Below are 20,972 nucleotides of genomic sequence, written 5' to 3'. Positions count from 1 at the left end.
TAACTTTATAAGTATAAATTTTTTAAAGATTAAGCGCAAGATGGCAAAGGCCAAACGATAAAAAAAGAAGATGCCCTTTAGAACTGCATCTTCTTCCTATTATTATTTCACCCAACCAAGAATCATTTCACGGATTAGTTTGCTTGCTGTATTTGCTGTTTGCTCAGAAGGATCATAGATTGGTGCCACTTCTACTAAGTCAGCACCCACAACCTGTACTTCAGAACGAGCAATTTCATGAATAGATGCCAATAGTTCTTTTGAAGTAATTCCACCTGCATCTACAGTTCCTGTTCCCGGGGCATGTGCTGGGTCTAACACATCAATATCAATGGTGACATATACTGGTCTGCCTGCAAGTGTCGGCAATATTTCTTTTAAAGGTTCTAGCACTTCAAATTTAGAAATATGCATACCTACTTCTTTTGCCCATTGAAACTCTTCTTTCATTCCAGAACGGATGCCAAATGAATAAACATTAGTCGGCCCAATTAAATTTGCGACTTTTTTTATCGGTGTGGAATGGGATAAAGCTTCCCCCTCATAATCATCGCGCAAATCTGTGTGTGCATCCATATGTATAATTGCTAAATTTGGATATTTTTTATACATTGCTTGGAAAACGCCCCATGATACCAAATGTTCTCCACCCATTCCAAGTGGAAATTTCCCATCTTCCAATACTTTTCCTACATACTCTTCAATCATATCTAAGCTTTTTTGCGGATTTCCAAATGGCAATGGAATATCGCCGGCATCAAAGTATTTCACTTCTTCTAATTCACGATCCAAATATGGACTATACTCTTCCAAACCTATTGAAACTTCACGAATTCTTGTTGGACCAAATCTAGATCCAGGGCGGTAGCTTACCGTCCAATCCATCGGCATTCCATAAAGAACAGCTGTGCTCTCTTCATAGTTTGGATGGCTTTTTATAAATACATTACCCGAATATGCTTCATCAAACCTCATAATCTTCTCCACTCCTCCATTTAACACGCAAGTCCTTCATTTTTTCTAGCTTAGAGGGACTCTCGCTTTCCTTATAATAAATCTTGCACAAATTTCGGCAACACAAAGGCCGCTTTATGCAGTTCTTTCGTATAGTATTTTGTTTCAATAGGATGAAACCGCTCTTCCTTCACTTCTAATGGATCATATTTTTTAGAACCAATAGTAAATGCCCACATTCCGCTTGGATACGTTGGAATATTCGCTGTATATAATCTCGTAATCGGAAAGATTTCCTTTACATCCTTTTGAACAGATTGTATTAAATCTCCTTTAAACCAAGGATTATCCGATTGTGCTACAAATAGACCGTCTTCTTTTAATGCTTTGGCAATGCCTGCATAGAATCCTTTTGTAAATAAATTCACTGCCGGTCCCACAGGCTCTGTAGAATCTACCATTATACAATCATACTGATTATCACTTTCAGCAATATGCATAAACCCATCGCCAACTGTAACTTCTACACGAGGATCTTCAAGCTTCCCTGCAATTTCTGGAAGATACTTTTTGCTGTATTCAATTACCTTTCCATCAATGTCTACCAATGTCGCTTTTTCCACACTTGGATGCTTTAATATTTCTCGTATTACCCCACCATCTCCTCCTCCAACTACAAGAACTTCTTTTGGATTAGGATGGGTAAAAAGCGGGATATGCGCCACCATTTCATGATACACAAATTCATCTTTGACAGAGGTCATGACCATATCATCCAGAAGAAGCATATTGCCCCATTCTGCCGTCTCTACCATATCTAGCTTTTGAAAATCTGTTTGCTCTGTATGTAAAGTTTTTTTGATTTTCATTGTGATGCCGAAATTATCTGTTTGTTTTTCTGTAAACCATAAACCCATAGTATTGTCCTCCATTTAGTATAAAAAGTACGCGTGCCTTTTTATAAAGTTCTCCTTGTGCAACTTTGTGAAATAATTATGCTGAATTTTGCAGGCTATTATACATGCAAGAAAAATTCACTCATTAACTAGATAGAAAAAGGCTATACAATATAAATTTGTTGATTTTCGGCATATTCAGCTTCCCCGCCAAAAATTAACATGGACTAAAAGATAACAAGGCAGATGCTTCCATAATGGACTAGGCTGTAGAAAATTAAAAAGTAAAAGTGACTTCTGTTTAACATTTATATCCTTTAGTAAAATGTCCATCATCCTTATACTTCCCAAACAAATAAATAACAAACACGAAAAAAAGTATAGAGTAATTATTTTAAAATGCAAGAAAAATTTACTTAACAGAAATAAAAATGTTTAAAACTTTTCTCTCCACTCCATACTGTAGCTATCTATTTATTTTTTTTAGGAGCTATTAAACTTAGCTTTTTATTTCTGCGGGAGTCTTATACCTCTCACTTCAATGAACAAAATAAAAAATCAACAATTAGCTTTTATTTTACTAAGTAAGCATTTATATACCAAATGAAGGTGGTGATAGAGTTTTATGGAGATTATCACAAAAAATGGTCTAAGAAACTCTTCAAAATATATACGTTTTTTCGTTATTATAACTGTTTTTTTCATTATAGTTGCAAGTATCACTCTAGCAGGAATTTTAATTTACGCACGAGTATTAGGGCCCCCTCCCCTTGCTGTTTCTCAATCTACGATTTATTATTCTGACGATGGCAGCATCATTGGAGAAAGCAATAATGGTCAAAAACGCTATTGGGTTTCTATAGAAAATATCAATCCATCTCTTGTTGATGCAACAGTCTCTATTGAGGACAAAAATTTCTTTGCGCATCATGGATTTGACTTTAAACGAATCGGTGGAGCCGTACTTGCTGATATAAAAGCAATGGCAAAAGTTCAAGGTGCCAGTACTATTACTCAACAATATGCCAGAAATCTATTTTTAGAGCATGATAAAACATGGTCAAGAAAACTCTCCGAAGCATTTTACACTATTCGACTTGAGATGTTTTACAGTAAAGAGGAGATATTAGAAGGCTATCTTAATACCATTTATTATGGGAACGGCGCATATGGTTCAGAAGCTGCAAGTCAGTATTACTTTGGGAAAAGTTCCGCTGATCTTACATTAGCTGAAGCAACAATGCTCGCGGGAATTCCCAAAGGTCCAAGCTCTTATTCTCCTCTAGTTTCTTTAGATAAAGCAAAGCAAAGACAAAAAGTGATTCTTGATTCATTGGTAACAAACAAATATATTACAAAAAACCAAGAGGAATCTGCTTTAAACGAACAGTTATCCTATATAGGAAAATTCCCTATAGCCAGTATAAAAGTAGCACCGTATTTTCAAGATGCGGTAAAAAATGTGTTAAAAACCGAGCTTCATATCGATGATCGAACAATTGCCCTTGGGGGATTAAGAGTTTATACAACATTAAATACACAACAGCAAGAAATAGCAGAAAAAACAATCCATTCTGTTATAAATCCTGCAAGTGATCTTCAAATCGGCTTTGTTGCAATGAATCCAGCTAATGGATATGTACAAGCAATGGTTGGGGGAAGGAATTATGAGGAAAGCCCGTTTAATAGAGCTGTACAAGCCAAGCGTCAACCTGGCTCTACTATTAAGCCACTTCTTTATTATGCTGCATTAGAACACGGTTTTACTCCAACAACCATGATGAGCAGTGAAAAGACAACATTTCGATTTGATAATGGCAGCGATCCCTATACACCACATAACTTTAACAATAGATATGCAGAAGGAAATATTACTCTAGCACAAGCACTGGCATTATCGGATAATGTGTATGCAGTGAAGACTCATTTATTTCTGGGAGAAGATACGTTAGTAGAAACAGGGAAAAGATTTGGCATTGATACACCACTCCAGGAGGTTCCATCTTTAGCGTTAGGAACCTCTAACGTAAAAGTGATTGAAATGGCAAATGCCTATAGCATACTGGCAAATGGCGGAAAAAAAGTGAAGCCGATTTACATTACAAGAATTGAAACAGCCAATGGTGAAGTTCTTTACAACCATAAGCAAACAGCACAAAGAATATTAGATAAAGACTTAACATTAGTCATGAACCAATTAATGACAGGAATGTTTGATGAGAAACTAAATGGCTATTCAAGTGTAACAGGCAGTCCAATCAAAAAAGATATTACAAGAATTTATGCAGGAAAATCTGGGTCCACAGAAACAGACAGCTGGATGATTGGATACACGCCACAACTTGTTTCCGCCGTTTGGACTGGCTATGACCAAGGGAAACCCATTACATTAACAGCTGATAAAATGTACGCAAAAAATGTTTGGGTTAACTTTATGGAAGAAAGTTTAAAAGATGAGCCAATTAAAGGGTTTTCGCCGACAAAAGGAACAGTAGGCGTCTATATTAATCCCAAAAGCGGAAAGCTCGCAACAACTGCCTGTCCGACAAAACGATTGATGTACTTTACAAAGGAAACTGTTCCAACTGATTATTGTTCAGACTTGCCTAAAGAGAATAATAAAAGCTCCAATCACCACAATGGCAAAACAGACAAGGATACCCCTTGGTATAAACGAATCCTTCCTTGGTAAGCAAAAAAACGGAACCATTAGAGTTCCGTTTGAGGCTGTTGACAAACGCCCGCTTTCTTTGTTGCTCGCCTTATTCGGATGCTCATTACCTACCTTGGTAACTCCGCTCCTCTCAAGGCTTCGCTCCTCGAAACGCAGACGTTTTCAATCAGCCTGACAATGTGTATTTTTGACTTTTTCTACACTCTGAAACGGAACCATTAGAGTTCCGTTTTTTTTGCATTATCCTAATAAGCCTTTTTTTAATTCCTCTGTTGAGTTATTCCATAATATTTCATCATGATTTCTCAAAAATTCCGCCAATACTTTTTTAGATTTTTCATCCATATGCTCGACCATTATATGACGTTTCATTGATTTATCCATGTTATTAACATGCTCTGGCAAAGATTTATATCCTCTGCGAATCGAACGGTCAACAGTCATCTCACATGCTGTTACACCTGCATAATAAGGACCTTCTAGCTTTCTGTCTATCGTTACCCAAACGAGCCAATATGGCTTTCCATTTGGCACTTCTGCCTTTTCTTTCAGAAACTTAATGCCTTTTTCCACAGCGCTTCTAGCATGCATGGCACCTACATCAACTTCCGCTTCTCCTGCCTCTACATCAATAATAACAGGAGAAACATTTTCTAAACTTAAGGCACCTACTCCAAAGCCCCCATGTCCATCTGTTGGATCATTTTTAATGATATTAAAGCCTATTGTTTTTTTCTTTTTTTCTTCCATCATGCAACTCTCCTTTATTTAAAGCAATATTGATTGAAATAAATTGATAAAGAAACCTTGTACAAATCGGATATAAGGAAATATCGTACTATTTGATAACCCAGTTACAACAAGAACAATAAATAAAATCGATCCATATACTTCGTATTGAGACATCTTAGCTCGAATCCGCGAGCTTACTAAGTCCTCAATAATCCGGTAGCCATCTAATGGAGGCAACGGAATTAAGTTAAAAGCAAAAAGCAGTAAATTCATTTGAATAAAGATTTGTAAAAATGGAAAAAAGTCGAATGGCAATCCATTTGTAATCCCTGTTTTATATAATACAACAAACAACACAAATCCAATAAATGCTAAGATTAAATTGCTCACAGGTCCTGCTAATGAAACAAGCACTCCTGCAAGCCTCGGACGTTTAAAATAATAACGGTTCACAGGAACTGGCCGAGCCCATCCAAAACCGACCAAAATAATAAAAATAGCTCCAAGAGGATCTAGATGCGCTATCGGATTTAAAGTTAATCTTCCTTGTTTTTGTGCCGTTGGATCTCCAAACTTATAAGCGACATATGCGTGTGCAAATTCATGGAGAGTAAAACCTATAATGATGGTAATAATAATATACGGCAAATCTGCCCACGATTGTGAAAATAACAAATGGTAATCTCCCCTCTTAATCAATATCTATTTTCTATAAGAAATAAATCCTATTTTTATCTACTCCAATATAAAATTATACATGATTATAAAAGGGAAAGGAAAATTTTCTATCTAATAGTTTTTTCATCCTGAGTCTAAATTTTTATTTCAAAAATTTTTAGTTACTCTGAAAATGAAAGTTTCTGCTTATCCTTTAACAAAATGGTGAACAGCAGGTAAAGAGACTTGCACTTTTTCTGAAAATATGAAAAACTACATACGAACATCACTAGGAGGGAAAAACATGCCATATATTACTGTTAAAATGTTAGAAGGTCGTACAGAAGAGCAAAAAAGAAATCTTGTAGAAAAAGTAACAGATGCAGTATCCGAAACAACGGGCGCCCCGAAAGAAAAAGTGGTAGTATTTATTGAAGAAATGTCGAAAAACCATTATGGTATCGCTGGCAAACGTGTAAGCGATCAATAAGTTTAGAAATTGCAATAAAAAGAACTATTAAAATGCCCATTTTGATTGTATATGCAATCAATGGGTGTTTTTTATACACTCGTTTATTTAGTAGCAATGATAGTGACCCATGATCAGCGCGTCCTTGATTTATGTGACCGTGTTTTGTATATGGAGGATGGACAACTTACAGAAACTGTTTAAATTCTGATTATGCAGCCCCCTAAACATCTGCTTTGGTTGATACGTTTAAGCAATGTTTTAGGGGCCTCTTAACTCACTGTACGGTTGATTTTACTTTAAGGCCCTCAATATATTGAAAAGCTTGTTCAATTTCTTCATCCGTATATTTTTGTTTACTTTTTAAGGTAAATACCTTTTCCTTAATTTCCGTTTTCTCTAAATTGTCAAAATAGAGTACAGTTGAAACGAGTTCTAAAAACCTTGCGCTTTGTTCGTTCATATCTACTAAACAAGTAGGCAAAAGGGGCATTTCCACTTCATTTAGCTGTAAAAATTCTTCTCCGCTTTCTGTCAGCGAATAACGATATTGAAAATACCCCCCTTTTTTTTCTTTTATTTCATTTAAAAATCCCATATTGCAAAGCTCTTCCACTCTAAGTGTCAACTCTTCTGAATAGGGGCCAAAAAAATGGAATTGATATTTTTCATGGAAAGGAAAATCTAGTTTTTTTGCAATATATATCATCTTTTGTAATTTTTTTCTGCCTATAATTTCACCAGAAGCAGCAATAGCTTTCATTATTTTCGCATGATCTTTTAACAAAATGGTTCAACTCCTACTCCTTTGTTTCAAAAAGCAGCTGTTCTTTTTGAAATTTCATTCTCGTGCGAAAGATTTCCCGTTAGTTTATATCTAATAATTGGCGAATTTGTTTTTTTATCTTACTTTTTGTTTGATCGTTTTTTAAGATATCTTTTGGAAAATACAATTTATGATCTGTTCTTCTTTTTCCAGAAATGCTATCTACAATTTCCGACTCCCTGGAAAGTTCTCTTATTTCATTGTTTTTCATTAGCAAATGAATAGGAAGCCGTTCCTCTTCTTCTCCAGGACGGTAAAAATCATATGGCAGATCAGAAGAAGAATCTACTACTAGATAATAATCTGGATCTATTCCTGCCTTTTGAAATAAAATAGATAATTCAGCCAGCTTCTTATATTCTTTTGCTGGATCAAATTCTACGTATTTAAAGAGATTTCTATTCATAAATCTACGGCATAGGTCTTTTAATATCTCATCATCTTCTTCTTGCCACATTTGAAAATAATACAGAATAATAGCCTCATCTAGTTTTAAGTAGTCTTCTAATGTCATCTCATCTTTAAAAAGGGAATAGAAATGTGCAGGGTGATGCTTAAAGGAATAGAACTGCTCATGAAGATGCTTGGCGCGATGCAGAATTTTTGTCAAAATCACTTCTGCACTTCTCGTAACTGGGTGAAAATATACTTGCCAGTACATTTGATACCTGCTCATAATATAATCTTCCACCGCGTGCATACCGCTTTTTTTGATGACTGCCTGATCTTCACGGGGGCGCATGACGCGAAGAATTCGTTCCATATCAAAATTCCCATAGCTTACCCCTGTAAAATAAGCATCCCGCAATAAATAATCCATTCGGTCCGCATCAATTTGGCTGGAAATTAAGCTTACTACCAATTTCTCATTAGACGTTTTTCCGATTATTTCTGCAACCTTTTTAGGGAAATCCTTAGAGACTTTTGTTAAAATCTGATTTACTTCCGTATCTCCTAGAATAATATCTTGTGTAAATTGCTCGTGATCTAAGTCAAATACTTTTTCAAAAGAATGGGAAAAAGGTCCATGACCTAAATCATGCAAAAGAGCCGCACATAACGATAATAATCTTTGATCACTGTTCCACTCTTTTCTTCCATTAAAAACATCATCAATTATTCGCCTGACAATTTCATAAACACCAAGAGAATGATTAAATCTGCTATGTTCTGCCCCATGAAATGTCAAATAGGTAGTGCCAAGTTGTTTGATTCTCCGCAAGCGCTGAAACTCTTTTGTCCCAATCAAATCCCAAATAACCCGGTCCCGAACATGAATATAACGATGTACTGGATCTTTAAATACCTTTTCTTCTTTTAACATCTCTGTTGAATAGGACATCTTCTTTCCCTTCTCTCTCTAATAGCTTATGCCAATAGCTTATGCCGTTCTAATCGCATACACTGATGAAAGTGCCGCGTCTTACTAATGCATATAAAAAGAGGTGATTCCTTTAAAAAGAGTTAACAATTCAAATCTCGTAAAGCCATTTCTCCTTACGATTTATGTTAACTCTTTTGATGGAAGCATCCTCTATTTTCTGCATTCTATCTATGTTGATTATAACATCTTTACTCCATTTAGATTAACTACAGATGTCACTTTTTTAGCTTATTGTTTATTTTATCCATTAATTCTTCTTCAGATAATGCTGCAAGTGGACGATTATTTACAAAGGCAAAAGTTTTTTTTCTGCCTGGCCCGCAATAGGATTGACACCCTATTTCAATCTTTGCTTCAGGATCAATTTGCTTTAGGCACGGTATTAATGTTTTTAAATTAACAGCCTGACAATCGTCGCAAACACGGAATTCGTTTGCCATTGGGACAACCCTTTCTTTAAAAGCATTTATGTCGATTTACTATTTACTATATGGTATTTTACCCCTTCTTCTATTTCAATGCAAGATGCAAACTTTTGTCAAAGCTAATTATAAAAAGGGGAAAGGTGTAGTTCTATCATGAAAAAAACGTTTCCCAGCATTCCTCTAAGATTATTTGCCATCATCATTTCCTTTTCTAACGACCTGCTGCCAAAATGTTCAAGCTTTCCTCTATATTAATTTTTCTTCTTGCTGTATAATTTTTATCCTAAGTTCAAGGAGGATTATCGAAATGAAAAACAATAGAATACTTGTTATGGTTAGTATTGTACTAGCAATGCTTGTTGCTTCTATAGATTCAACTATCATGAATACAACAATGCCTATTATTGCTGATGAGCTAGGCAGATTAGATTTATATGCATGGTCATTTGCCACCTATATGATTGCAAGCACCATTCTTTCTCCAGTGGCAGGCAGATTATCTGACTTGTTTGGGAGAAAGAAGATTTTTGGTTTCGGCATTATTTTATTTTTATTTGGAAGTTTGTTATGTGGAATTGCAACAGACATGATTCAGCTCATTATTTTCCGAAGTATTCAAGGAATGGGCGCTGGATTTATGATGCCTTTTCCAGCTATTATTGCAGGAGATCTTTTTCCAGTAGAAAAACGCGGGAAAATCCAGGCTCTCTTTACCGCTATGTGGGGACTGTCTGCTATTCTTGCACCACTGCTTGGCTCTTTATTTGTAGAACTTTTATCATGGAGATGGATATTCTATATTAATATTCCTGTTTGTTTCCTATGTTTTATGACATTGCTGCCATACAAGGAAGAATATGAACCGAAAAAAGCAAATATTGACTATATAGGCGCCACTCTTTTTGCTGCCAGTATTACTTTTCTTCTGCTAATTACGGTAGTAGACAAAAATATCATTCTTTTTTCTATACTTGGTGCAGCATTTTTAGTTATTTTCTACTTTTTCGAAAAAAGGCACCCTTCACCAATTGTTCCTTTTTCCATTTTTAAAAATAAAACAATTGCTTGGATCTTTGTAAACTCTTTTATAGGAACCTTGGCTTTATTCGGAACCTCTAGTTATATTCCATATTTTCTGCAAAAAGTAACCGGATTATCCCTATTTTTAAGCGGTGTTTCTTTGTTAGGTGTAGCAATAGGATGGATGGCGGTTTCTGTTCCTGCAGGAAAGTGGATATTAAAATATGGCTATCGTATTCTATTAATAATCGGGAATACATTATTATTCATTTCTGGAATAATGTTAGTGTTATTAAATGAAACACATGGTTTTTGGTATACCTTTATCATTATGATCATTCAAGGACTTGCTTTTGGCTTATTAAGCACAGTAGGTGTTATCGGTGCACAACAACTTGTTGGAAAACATGAAAAAGGCATCTCTACTTCTTTTCTGATGTTCTGCCGCAATATGGGTACTGCTATTGGTGTAACCATTATGGGCACACTATTAACAAGTGGATCCAGCATTATGGATGGTATTCATCATCTTTTCCTTTATGGTTTTATTGCAAGTGTATTTGCTTTTATTTCTGCATTTTTTATTCAAAATGAAAAATCTGCAGCACAAGTAAAGTAATTCATTATTAACTGCAGTTGTTTTAATAAAATGAAACCTCAATCACGCATTAACGTGCAAGTTTCTCTCCACCTAGATTTCTCGTTTTCTCTTATAATTCCTTAGGTGGTTCCAAAAGCCCGTTAATGCGCGATAAACATCATATCTGACTCTTCATTTCTTTAAAAATAAAAGAAGAAAGTACTATTTAAAGAGTTTCAATGGCTAGTCAGACATCCTTATCTCCTCTCTCCAATCCCCTCTTTTTCACCATTTTCCCCATGTAATTTTAAAAAAATCTACTATCCTTTCAATTTCCTGTATAAATAATCAAAGTTTGGAAAAGATGTTACTAGAAATATTATTATATTGTTATATTCGGGAGTTGAGTGAAATGAAATTACGCCAAGATGCTTGGTCAGAAGAAGATGATCTGTTGTTAGCTGAAACAGTTTTACGCCACGTTCGGGAAGGAAGTACTCAATTAAACGCATTTGAAGAAGTAGGAGACAAATTAAACCGAACTTCGGCAGCTTGTGGTTTTAGATGGAATGCGGTTGTACGCCATCAATATGAAAAGGCATTGCAGTTAGCAAAAAAACAGCGAAAACAACGCCAGCGCATTTTAGGAAAAGACCAAGGTGGAAAAAAGAAATTGCTTTATTCACCGCCAGTGCCTACAGTAGATGAACTAGAAGCATTAACTGCTGCCTCCATGACGGAATTGGGATCGATAGAAAATGACTCAATGGATATATTAGGAGAAAGTATTACCAGCAGCTTAACAGAAGATGTTATATCAAGCTATCAACAAGCCTTATCTGAGGAAGAAAGACCGATCGTACAAGCAAATTCTAGCATTTCTTACAGTTCAGCAAATTTAGACTTCGATACAGTTCTTTCTTATTTGCAGAACTTTAAAAATTCGCAAATACAAGTAGATATTTTAAAAAGTGAGAATGAAAGATTAAAAAGAGAGCTTGCCACGATAAAAAGCCGCAATAAGGAATTAGAAGAAAAATTAAATAAGATGGAAAACAACTCAGAAATCATTCAAGAAGATTATGAAACATTGATGAAAATAATGAATAGAGCAAGAAAAATTGTATTATTAGAAGAAGAGGAACGGCCTGCAACAAAATTCAAAATGGATAGAAATGGTAATTTAGAAAAGGTAGCAGAATAACACTCTAGTAAATAAATAGAAACCCTTATCCCACCGGTTTGGTTTTCTTCATCTAAAAATGAGTAGCATAAATCGTATTAGCTTTTATTAAAGAGGACCATTACCTGCACAGTATTGTCATTTACATGATTACTGAATAGGAAATGTCCTCTTTTTGCTTATTAAATAAGATTTAAAATTTTTCCATTTCTTTCTGTTACTCGTTGATAATAAGCTTCAAATAATGTCAATTCTTCTCCTTGAAGAGGTTCTGCATACAAATAATCAGCGTGGTTTTTGATTGCATATAGCAATCTAGTCATTATTTGCTCTACTGTCAATTCTAGGTTCAACAATTCTGACAAAGATGCCATTACTTCCGGCTGAATAACTGGATAAGCAAACTTGGTTTGTTCTCCTCCAACACCTATTTTGTAGAATTGCTGAATTACTTCTCCCCGCTTCTGTCCGCTTCCATTTACACAAAGATAGATTTGCACTGCTACTCCGCCTCGAATGCGCCGTTGGGATATACCAGCAAATTTTCTTCCGTTTATACTTAAGTCATAGCTTCCAGGGCAATAAGAGCCAATAATTTCTTTTGCTTCAATCGTTTCGCTATAATCTGCAAACATTATCCTTATTAATTCCCACATCGTATCATATCCGCTATTTATATCGATTCCTTTTTCTCGTTCAGGCAAGATTAAAGAAATATTCAGCACATCTTTATCTAACACTACCGCAAGCCCTCCAGAATTCCGGACAATTGTGCGATAACCTTGATTTCGCAAAAACTCCAGCGCCTCTTCTAAATGAGGCAACCTTGTATCTTGAATTCCCAATACAATTGTTTTGTCATGCACCCATGTACGAACCGTTGCAGGAGCACTGCCTCCTCCAACTAAAGCACATAAAGTATCATCCATGCCAAATGAATAAAGGGCAGATACATGCAACCCTGTTCCAGACTGGTCAATAATTCTCCATTTATCTTGATGCAGTAAACTATGATTACCTATCATAAATCTAGCTCCTTTTAAAGAAACAAATAATACATAATTATATCGAAAAAATTCCAGTTAGTAAAAGCAAAGAAATAGCCCGCTAACCGCGGGGGCTAGCAGGCTATTTTATGTAGCTCTTAATTGTTTAAGCTTTGTGCTGCAGTAATTAATGCTAATTTATAAACATCTTCCTCATTGCATCCACGAGAAAGATCATTTACTGGACGATTTAATCCTTGAAGAATTGGGCCAACTGCTTCAAAATTACCAAGTCTTTGTGCAATTTTATAGCCGATATTTCCAGCTTCTAGGCTTGGGAATACAAATACATTTGCATCACCTTGCAGCGGAGAATCAGGAGCTTTTTGTTTTGCTACAGATGGAACAAATGCAGCATCAAATTGGAATTCTCCATCAATTACTAAAAGAGGATCTCTTAATTTTGCTTCAGCAAGCGCTGCTTCTACTTTTTCCGTTTCAGGAGATTTTGCTGAACCTTTTGTAGAGAAGCTTAACAACGCTACACGAGGGTCTACATCAAACATTTTTGCTGTTTTTGCACTTTCTACAGCGATCTCTGCAAGATCTTGACTATCTGGAGAGATATTAATTGCACAATCTGCAAAAACATATTTTTCTTCTTCACGAACCATAATAAATACACCAGATGTTTTCTTAACACCTTGTTTTGTTTTAATAATTTGCAATGCTGGTCTAACTGTATCAGCTGTAGAATGAATAGCTCCACTTACTAAACCTTCTGCTTCATTTGCATATACAAGCATTGTTCCAAAGTAATTTTCATCAAGAAGAATTTTTCTAGCATCTTCTTCTGTTACTTTTCCTTTGCGTCTTTCTACAAAAGAAGCTACAAGAGCATCAAATTGTGCATATTTTTTTGGATCATAAATAGCCGCTTTTTCTAAAGAAACGCCTAGATTTTGAGCTTTTGCTTGAATTTCTTCAATATCTCCAATCAGAATAGGCGTTAATACATTTTCTTCTGCTAATCGAGCAGCTGCTTTTAAAATTCTTTCATCTAAACCTTCCGGAAATACTATTCTTACATTTTGACCAGTCACTTTTTCCTTTAACCCTGTAAATAAATCACTCATAACTTTTTACTCCTCCTTTTTCTCTACATATTATAGGATACTCTTACCTAGTAAAATTTCAAGGAGTTACCATCATATTTATGAAATCCTTTATTATTTTAAATTATCTGATTTAATTTACCCCATTTTATTCTTTTTATTCTTTCCCTTTCTTTTGTTCAAAATTTGTTCACATTTTCTATGAGTGTTATTCCATCGGATTATGGAAAAACTATGCTATAGTAAGTTTATATGTTTAAGCTAAGATTTAGGAGTGATAGAATGAGCGAAGCAGCAAAAACATTAGATGGTTGGTATTGCCTGCATGATTTCCGCACAATAGATTGGATTACTTGGAAAATGCTATCAAGCGAGGATAGACAAGCTGCTATCCATGAATTTCTTGGACTATTAGAAAAATGGAATAGTGTCCAAAATGAAAATAAGGGCAGCCATGCATTATATACAATTGTTGGTCAAAAAGCAGACTTTATGATGATGATTCTTCGACCAACCATGGAAGAATTAAATGAGATTGAAACAGAGTTTAACAAAACAAAATTGGCGGAATTTACAATACCTGCACATTCTTACGTATCCGTAGTAGAATTAAGCAACTATTTGCCAGCAGGTTCTGATGAAGATCCCTATGAAAACCCGCATATTAAAGCAAGGTTGTATCCTATTCTTCCACAGGCAAAATACGCTTGCTTCTATCCGATGGATAAACGCCGCCAAGGAAACGACAACTGGTATATGCTTCCAATGGAAGATCGCAAAAAACTTATGTATAGCCATGGCATGATCGGCCGCCAGTATGCTGGAAAAGTAAAACAAATTATTACTGGATCTGTTGGTTTTGATGATTATGAATGGGGCGTTACCTTATTTTCAGAAGATGTTCTTCAATTCAAAAAGCTAGTATACGAAATGCGTTTTGATGAGGTTAGTGCCAGATATGGTGAGTTCGGATCATTTTTTGTTGGAAATATCCTAAAAACAGATTCTATTTCATCATTTTTACATGTAAATTAAGACATTTTATTAAAAAGGATAACTTAAAAAGGATCTTTTCCTTTAAAGTTATCCTTTTTATTTTGTTGATTCCTTATTAGATTTTTCAGCAAATCTTACGCATAAGTTATTAAAGCGAATCATAGGATGAACTAGTGAGTTTATAAAAAAAGAAATAATGGGGGAAAGCTTCATAAACTAGATGGTCTCCCACTAAAACACACTTTTAAACATAAGCATATGGAAGAATTCAACTTCTTTTCGGATTAAATGGAGGGATGAAAATGAGTCAGAATTACAATCAAAATCCTGAGTATCGAACTTACGGCTATCCACAAGGTTATGGAGCTACACCTGGTCAGACGCCGGCGTACGGCACACAGCAATATATTCCGCCACAAACGCAAGTTCCACCCCAGCCAGCTCAACAACCTCAAGTCTCACAAGCTTTGCCTGGGCAGCTTCCTATTGAAGCGTCCTATATCGAAAATATATTGCGTTTAAATAAAGGAAAACTCGCCACCGTTTATGCAACATTTGAGAACAATCGGGAATGGAACGCGAAAATATTTAAAGGAGTTGTGGAGGCAGCTGGCCGTGACCATCTTATTTTAAGCGATCCACAATCAGGAGTACGCTACTTGCTTCCAATGATATACTTGGATTACGTCACATTTGATGAAGAAATAGAATATGAATACCCATATGGAATGGCACCAAATCTCTCTACCTATCCTCCAAGATGACAAAAAGCTGGCGAAATTTGCCAGCTTTTCATTCTCTACTTTTATAAAAATTTTACTGCTGCGATAATTAATAGAATCCATGCTGTTAAAAATGCCACTCCCCCTAAAGGAGTAATGGCTCCTAACACACTGATTTGTGTAACAGCCAATACATACAAACTTCCGGCAAATAAGATAATTCCTGCAACCATCAGCCATCCTGACCAAGTTAGTAAACTACTTTGAGGAATTTTCATCATCAATGCCCCAATGATTAGAATCCCCATACTGTGAAACATTTGATATGTAACACCTGTTTTCCAAATTTCTAAATACTTTGCACTTATTTTCCCTTCTAAACCATGTGCTCCAAATGCCCCCAATGCTACCGCTAAAAAGGCATTGACTGCACCAATTATAATAAATATTTTCATTATATCCTCCCCATATCTTAAGACTTATTGAAGATACCTCCTCTAAAAGAAAAGGAATAAAGTTATCTAAATTCACCTATTGGCATGCTAAACTGCCAAAAAACAGCTCCTCTTAGAAATCGAATAAAGAGTCGCCATTCCCTTCGTCTGTATTTAGTTTTTGCGTTTGAATTGGCTGTTGAATCGGCTGTTGTGCAGGGCTAAAGGAAACATGCTGGATTGGTGCATCCTGTGGAACCATTTGTTGATAAGCAACTCTATGCTCCGGCTGCTCTTTTTGTTCTAATATCAGTTCGCATAATGACTTAATTGCATGCACTCGTTCCCTAATGCGAGAATCTGATTCACTTGCTTTTGCTTCTTTTACTTGATCTTCCATTTTCATTAAAAGTTGCTGAACAGAAATATTCATTAGTTTCACCTACTTTTCCCTTTAAATGATACACTGCATTATTTTGTAATATACCTTAAACATTCTTGGCCAGATGCCTTTTTCACTTCTATAGAAGGCATTGTTCTTCCTTTAAACTGAAATGCTCTACAGCCCTTCGGAAAGTTACGGTCCCATGTAACATAATAGAACTTACATTTATAACAGTCTACTTTATCTTCCTTCATCTTCTTTTCCTTCCACTTCCATTCAAAAGCCATGTAAAAAAGCAGACTAATTACAAGCCTGCTACTTTATTTACGTATTCTTCTATTATAGTATTACTTTTTCTAAAAATCATCTATGCAGCCATCAAGAAGTAACAATCCTTTTCTTACAATTGGCACCAATCTATTCCCTTCTTCCCCCAGCGATCTAAAATATCATTTATTTTAGAAAATGGTTTGCTGCCAAAAAAGCCTCGATAGGCGGATAGTGGCGATGGATGGCTAGACATAATTATTTGGTGTTTATTCGAATCAATCAAGCGTATTTTCTCTTGAGATGGTTTGCCCCATAATACAAAAATCACTGGTTCTTCTCTCTTATTCAGTTCTTTTATTATTCCGTCTGTAAATATTTCCCACCCTTTTCCTCGGTGTGAATTAGCCAGACTCGCTCTAACTGTCATTACTGTATTTAATAATAGTACTCCTTGTTTTGCCCAATTCTTTAAATAGCCATTACTTGGGATAGGACATCCTATATCCTCGTTTAATTCTTTATAAATATTTTTTAAAGAAGGAGGAATAGACACACCTGGCTTAACAGAAAAACTTAGTCCATGAGCTTGATTTGGTCCATGGTAGGGATCTTGTCCCAATATCACAACTTTCACATCTTTAAAGGAAGTGTACCGCAAACAATTAAAAATATCCTCTTTTTGTGGATAAATCAACTGCTCTTCATATTCTTTCTGCAGATATCGTTCCAATTCTTGAAAATAAGTCTTCTGTTTTTCTTGCTCCAACAATTCCGTCCAATCATTTTGCAATTGTAAATCGATCATTTTAGTTTATTGCCCCTTTACTCTTGACTAAATTGTACAGTAACAGCATACCCTAACTCTTCATAAAGTTGTTCGATTGTTTTTTTGGCACTTTTTTCGGCATTAGCTAATATACCTTGTTCGATAGCTTCTTTTTTTATTTCTTCTTTTGCTTCATTTGCTAATGAATAACCTTCCTTCCAGTTGACCTCTCCACGAAAAATCCCAGATACCGAATATGTTTCTACCTTTTCAAAATCAATAGAAGGTTCCTGGAGAAGCTGGGCATGAGGCAATGTAATTGTTATTTGTTTATTCTGTTCATCTAATTTCAGTTTATCCTCAGTCAAATCGTCTATATTAACTCCAGCTGTTACAACCCCAGGCACCACTAATAGTACTTTCCTTTTTGTGCCTGGTATATCTGCTTGAATTTCTTTGCCGAATATTTCATTATCTTCTTTTTCCATTATCACTTTTACAAATGCCTGTGAGGATGCAAGGGAAGATATATTTTTCATTTGTTCTAGATAGCCGCTTTTTCTTATTGCTGCTTTTTCTGAAAAAGACATCTTTCCAATCCCAACAATCACTGCTAAAAGCACCATAATAACAATACATAGGAAAAACAATAATTTAAATTGTCTTTTTTTATTATGTTTTAAATAGATAGATGGAAAAGACAATCCCTTTGTTTCCTTCCAATCCGTCGCAGCACTCGCCGTTTCTTTCCAAGATGTATCTATCTCTTTGTTTATAGCCTTTTTTTGCTTTTTGCTAACCATTAATTCTCTCCCTTAATACGGTGGTTTTACCTCTATTTTTCTAATATTAACTTTTGACTGCTATACTTCGTTTTAGCAAAAAAGCATGATTTTCACAATACTTTTTATATTTAAGAATAATTTACCAATCTATAAAATGTTTATTTTTTATAAGAGCGGATAAATAATAAACATGCAATCAGAAAAATAGATTAATAGAATTAAAGGAGGAAAACAATATGTATAAAGTAGAAGTAGTAGAAAATGGAGTACAAGCAGATAATGTTATTAGAGGATTAGAAAACCAAGGATATGAGAAAGAAAATATTTATATTTTTGCTCATGATAAAGATCGTTCAGAGGATTTAACTGCAGCAACAGAAACCGCAGAAGTTAGCATGAAAGAACAAGGTCTTCTTGATTCTTTAAGCAATGTTTTCCGAAAAAGAGGAGATGAGCTTCGTTCTAAAATGCAATCTGTTGGCTTAACGGAAATGGAAGCAGAACAATACGAAGAAGTTTTAGATACCGGCAAGCTTGTCATTGTTGGATCTACTAATTAATCTAGCTATTTTCTGTGATCAATCATTTCACTTACCTACCTTTTTCACACTATAATTGTTTAAATCAGGTTGCTCTAAACGGATATTTATGTCCTTTTTCCTACTAGACATAAATCCCATTTAGAGCAATCTATTTGTCTTGTCTATACTAACCTAAAAGTTTATCATACAGTGATTTAGCATAGACGGTATCTTTTGTATGATGAATAAGTGCCCTTCCATCTTTAAATATTACCATCCTTGTATGTTCCATTTGCACAGCAACTAAAAAAGGATTTGCTTTCACTTCATAGCCATTATTTTTAAGACTTGCTGCCACTGTTTGCAAGTTTAGCTGTTTTTCTTTAGAAGGGCGTATCTGCACAGTATCCCTTCCACAAAGAATAGCTGTTTTTGTATGATTTTTTTTGTCTAAAAAAGGATAAGTTCTTTCGATACCGCATGATGTACAAGTTGATGTTTTTATACGGTCCACTTTTATGGACTGATACTGATTATTCCATAAATCAAAGCTTAAAAAAGTTCCTCTCAAGGCATCATGGTCTTCTACTAAAAGCTTCATTGCCTCCACCACTTGATGCGTCACTACCATCTGCACAGCTGGAGAGATAATCCCTGCTGTATCACAGGTCATTCCTTGCAATGGAATCCTTTGCAGCAAACAATGCAGACATGGAGTGACGTCCGGGATAATAGTGTAACTCATCCCAACGCTGCCAACACAGGCTCCATAAATCCATGGCTTATTATATTTTTGAGTCAAATCATTTAAGATCATTCTTGTTTCAAAATTATCTGTAGCATCCATTACAAGGTCTACCTGATCCATAAGTCCCTCAAGGAGTTCAATAGTAGCTTCTCCAACAATGCCTTCTACTTTGCACAAAGAGTTAATAGCATAAAGATGCTTTTTGGCTGCAACAGCTTTGGGCATTTTTTGTTCTACATCAGCCTCTGTATATAGTGTCTGCCTTTGTAAATTGCTTATTTCAATATAGTCTCGATCAATTATTGTCAGTTTTCCAATTCCTGACCGGACAAGCATTTCCCCTACACTAGACCCTAATGCTCCGGCGCCAATTAGCAATACATGCTTTTTCTCTAGCAGCTCTTGCCCCTTTTTGCCGATAGGAGAAAATAAAACTTGCCGGGAATAACGGTCATCCTTCACCATTTATTTCTCCTTTCTATTAAAATTATTATCAACCTCCACTTACCGGTGGAATAAATGCAATGCTATCCTCTTTTTTAATGATATCCTCATCAAAAGCAAATTCTTCATTAATAGCAGTCATCGCCACTTCTAAAGGTAATGCTGGAAACTTGTCCTGCAAGATAGACTTTGCTTCGCCAACTGTTTTTCCGTTTAAATCCATTTGCAATGAATCTTCGCCAATCACTTCTTTTAATGCTGCAAAAAAAAGTACTTTATTCATCTTATTCCTCCATTTCCGGTTTTCCAGATGGATATGGAATCGTTCCTTTTTGGTTCCCTATCCATTCTTCACCATCTTCCCAATGCTCTTTTTTCCAAATAGGCACTATTTCTTTAATTCTTTCAATTGCGTATTTATTCGCTTTATATGCATCTTCTCGATGTGGAGTCGAAACAGCAATTACTACGGCAATATCTGTTATTTCCAGCTTGCCAATTCGGTGGGTAATCGCCACTTCTGAATTTTTCCATTTTTCAGTTATTTCAAATCCTATTTGTTTTAGTTTTTTTACCGCCATTGGTTCATATGCTTCATAAACTAAATGCATTGTTTTTCTGCCGTGAGTCAATTCTCGTACTGTCCCGATAAAGGTCGTAATAGCACCAGCATTCCTATTCACTACTTTATCTATTACATCTTGCACCAAAATAGGCTTTGTTGTTATTGAAAAATTCATTTGTTTGCTCCTTTTTATACTTCTTATTTATTATTCTACCAAAATTGAGAATCGATTGTTTAAAATAAATAGTACAAGTTTGCAAATTTATTTGGAATTGTACAAACAAACTATATTTTCGCACGATAGAGGCACAACTTCTATTCTCCTCCTCGATTAAATGCGCTAAAAAAAATTCCTGTTTTTTACTAAAAACTTATTGCTCTGCTCTTTACATGCGAACTTAATGAAAAAAGTATGGAATAGTTGTATGATTAGTT

24 protein-coding genes are annotated in these 20,972 nt (G+C 35.3%); 7 read left to right on the top strand and 17 right to left on the bottom strand.

What is annotated here, in order from left to right; all coding sequences use genetic code 11:
* Positions 1–102: 102 nt before the first annotated feature.
* Entirely contained in the window at positions 103–975 is an 873-nt protein-coding gene (gene speB / locus CWS01_RS16845) for an agmatinase (protein WP_101178337.1), read from the bottom strand.
* Between the two features lie 71 nt (positions 976–1,046).
* Positions 1,047–1,871 (bottom strand): spermidine synthase, encoded by an 825-nt coding sequence (speE, locus tag CWS01_RS16840; RefSeq protein ID WP_101178336.1) that lies wholly within the window; start codon positions 1,869–1,871, stop codon positions 1,047–1,049.
* A gap of 604 nt (positions 1,872–2,475) precedes the next feature.
* Here speE and CWS01_RS16835 point away from each other — a divergent pair.
* Positions 2,476–4,542, top strand: coding sequence for a transglycosylase domain-containing protein (locus tag CWS01_RS16835; protein ID WP_101178335.1), 2,067 nt, complete (start codon positions 2,476–2,478; stop codon positions 4,540–4,542).
* A 222-nt stretch (positions 4,543–4,764) separates the two neighbouring features.
* Here the strand turns inward: CWS01_RS16835 and CWS01_RS16830 are convergent, their stop codons facing one another.
* The gene (locus CWS01_RS16830; RefSeq protein ID WP_101178334.1) at positions 4,765–5,274 is read right to left on the bottom strand and encodes a YwhD family protein; all 510 of its coding nucleotides are present in this window, start codon (positions 5,272–5,274) and stop codon (positions 4,765–4,767) included.
* Between the two features lie 18 nt (positions 5,275–5,292).
* The gene (locus CWS01_RS16825; protein ID WP_101178333.1) at positions 5,293–5,931 is read right to left on the bottom strand and encodes a site-2 protease family protein; all 639 of its coding nucleotides are present in this window, start codon (positions 5,929–5,931) and stop codon (positions 5,293–5,295) included.
* 286 nt (positions 5,932–6,217) lie between these two features.
* On the opposite strand from CWS01_RS16825, the gene CWS01_RS16820 reads away from it, so the two are divergent.
* Entirely contained in the window at positions 6,218–6,403 is a 186-nt protein-coding gene (locus CWS01_RS16820) for a 2-hydroxymuconate tautomerase (RefSeq protein ID WP_101178332.1), read from the top strand.
* A 256-nt stretch (positions 6,404–6,659) separates the two neighbouring features.
* On the opposite strand, the gene CWS01_RS16810 is transcribed toward CWS01_RS16820, so the two are convergent.
* The 3 genes from CWS01_RS16810 to CWS01_RS16800 form a co-directional block, all read right to left on the bottom strand.
* Positions 6,660–7,169, bottom strand: a complete 510-nt coding sequence (locus CWS01_RS16810; RefSeq protein WP_101178331.1) for a YwgA family protein — start codon at positions 7,167–7,169, stop codon at positions 6,660–6,662.
* A gap of 79 nt (positions 7,170–7,248) precedes the next feature.
* Positions 7,249–8,550, bottom strand: a complete 1,302-nt coding sequence (locus CWS01_RS16805) for an HD domain-containing protein (protein ID WP_101178330.1) — start codon at positions 8,548–8,550, stop codon at positions 7,249–7,251.
* A 257-nt stretch (positions 8,551–8,807) separates the two neighbouring features.
* Positions 8,808–9,032, bottom strand: coding sequence for a DUF1450 domain-containing protein (locus CWS01_RS16800; protein ID WP_101178329.1), 225 nt, complete (start codon positions 9,030–9,032; stop codon positions 8,808–8,810).
* Positions 9,033–9,324: 292 nt separating this feature from the next.
* Here CWS01_RS16800 and CWS01_RS16795 point away from each other — a divergent pair, with 292 nt between their 5' ends.
* Complete coding sequence (locus CWS01_RS16795; RefSeq protein WP_101178328.1) at positions 9,325–10,656, top strand: MFS transporter; 1,332 nt, start codon at positions 9,325–9,327, stop codon at positions 10,654–10,656.
* 373 nt (positions 10,657–11,029) lie between these two features.
* Positions 11,030–11,821, top strand: a complete 792-nt coding sequence (locus CWS01_RS16790; RefSeq protein WP_101178327.1) for an RsfA family transcriptional regulator — start codon at positions 11,030–11,032, stop codon at positions 11,819–11,821.
* A 161-nt stretch (positions 11,822–11,982) separates the two neighbouring features.
* Here the strand turns inward: CWS01_RS16790 and CWS01_RS16785 are convergent, their stop codons facing one another.
* Together CWS01_RS16785 and pta are read right to left on the bottom strand one after the other, a co-directional pair.
* Positions 11,983–12,825, bottom strand: a complete 843-nt coding sequence (locus CWS01_RS16785; RefSeq protein ID WP_101178326.1) for a lipoate--protein ligase family protein — start codon at positions 12,823–12,825, stop codon at positions 11,983–11,985.
* A gap of 119 nt (positions 12,826–12,944) precedes the next feature.
* Positions 12,945–13,922 (bottom strand): phosphate acetyltransferase, encoded by a 978-nt coding sequence (gene pta, locus CWS01_RS16780; protein ID WP_101178325.1) that lies wholly within the window; start codon positions 13,920–13,922, stop codon positions 12,945–12,947.
* A gap of 261 nt (positions 13,923–14,183) precedes the next feature.
* Here pta and hemQ point away from each other — a divergent pair, with 261 nt between their 5' ends.
* Positions 14,184–14,936: a hydrogen peroxide-dependent heme synthase gene (hemQ, locus tag CWS01_RS16775; protein WP_101178324.1), complete on the top strand. Its 753-nt coding sequence runs from the start codon at positions 14,184–14,186 to the stop codon at positions 14,934–14,936.
* A 263-nt stretch (positions 14,937–15,199) separates the two neighbouring features.
* On the top strand, positions 15,200–15,661 hold the full coding sequence (gene gerQ / locus CWS01_RS16770) for a spore coat protein GerQ (protein ID WP_101178323.1): 462 nt from the start codon (positions 15,200–15,202) through the stop codon (positions 15,659–15,661).
* 41 nt (positions 15,662–15,702) lie between these two features.
* Here the strand turns inward: gerQ and CWS01_RS16765 are convergent, their stop codons facing one another.
* The 5 genes from CWS01_RS16765 to CWS01_RS16745 all read right to left on the bottom strand — a co-directional run bounded on the left by CWS01_RS16765 (position 15,703) and on the right by CWS01_RS16745 (position 18,277).
* Positions 15,703–16,074: a DUF423 domain-containing protein gene (locus CWS01_RS16765; protein ID WP_101178322.1), complete on the bottom strand. Its 372-nt coding sequence runs from the start codon at positions 16,072–16,074 to the stop codon at positions 15,703–15,705.
* Positions 16,075–16,186: 112 nt separating this feature from the next.
* A complete protein-coding gene (locus CWS01_RS16760; protein ID WP_101178321.1) occupies positions 16,187–16,486 on the bottom strand; it encodes a YwdI family protein in 300 nt (99 codons plus the stop codon).
* Positions 16,487–16,524: 38 nt separating this feature from the next.
* A complete protein-coding gene (locus tag CWS01_RS16755; protein ID WP_101178348.1) occupies positions 16,525–16,692 on the bottom strand; it encodes a uracil-DNA glycosylase in 168 nt (55 codons plus the stop codon).
* Positions 16,693–16,838: 146 nt separating this feature from the next.
* On the bottom strand, positions 16,839–17,513 hold the full coding sequence (locus CWS01_RS16750; RefSeq protein WP_101178320.1) for a uracil-DNA glycosylase: 675 nt from the start codon (positions 17,511–17,513) through the stop codon (positions 16,839–16,841).
* Positions 17,514–17,530: 17 nt separating this feature from the next.
* Complete coding sequence (locus CWS01_RS16745; RefSeq protein ID WP_101178319.1) at positions 17,531–18,277, bottom strand: DUF4230 domain-containing protein; 747 nt, start codon at positions 18,275–18,277, stop codon at positions 17,531–17,533.
* 218 nt (positions 18,278–18,495) lie between these two features.
* On the opposite strand from CWS01_RS16745, the gene CWS01_RS16740 reads away from it, so the two are divergent.
* Positions 18,496–18,819, top strand: a complete 324-nt coding sequence (locus tag CWS01_RS16740) for a general stress protein (RefSeq protein ID WP_101178318.1) — start codon at positions 18,496–18,498, stop codon at positions 18,817–18,819.
* 148 nt (positions 18,820–18,967) lie between these two features.
* On the opposite strand, the gene CWS01_RS16735 is transcribed toward CWS01_RS16740, so the two are convergent.
* The 3 genes from CWS01_RS16735 to CWS01_RS16725 are packed head-to-tail and all read right to left on the bottom strand — an operon-like array spanning position 18,968 to position 20,712.
* Positions 18,968–19,993, bottom strand: coding sequence for a MoeB/ThiF family adenylyltransferase (locus CWS01_RS16735; RefSeq protein ID WP_101178317.1), 1,026 nt, complete (start codon positions 19,991–19,993; stop codon positions 18,968–18,970).
* A gap of 28 nt (positions 19,994–20,021) precedes the next feature.
* Positions 20,022–20,255: a molybdopterin converting factor subunit 1 gene (gene moaD, locus CWS01_RS16730; RefSeq protein ID WP_101178316.1), complete on the bottom strand. Its 234-nt coding sequence runs from the start codon at positions 20,253–20,255 to the stop codon at positions 20,022–20,024.
* Between the two features lies 1 nt (position 20,256).
* Positions 20,257–20,712 (bottom strand): molybdenum cofactor biosynthesis protein MoaE, encoded by a 456-nt coding sequence (locus CWS01_RS16725; RefSeq protein WP_101178315.1) that lies wholly within the window; start codon positions 20,710–20,712, stop codon positions 20,257–20,259.
* Between the last annotated feature and the right edge of the window lie 260 nt (positions 20,713–20,972).

The sequence above is a fragment of the Niallia nealsonii genome (assembly GCF_002835805.1).
In the GTDB taxonomy this organism is placed as follows: Bacteria; Bacillota; Bacilli; order Bacillales; family Cytobacillaceae; genus Niallia; species Niallia nealsonii.
Note: the sequence above shows the minus strand (reverse complement) of the source record. Positions and strands in the feature narration are given on the sequence as shown.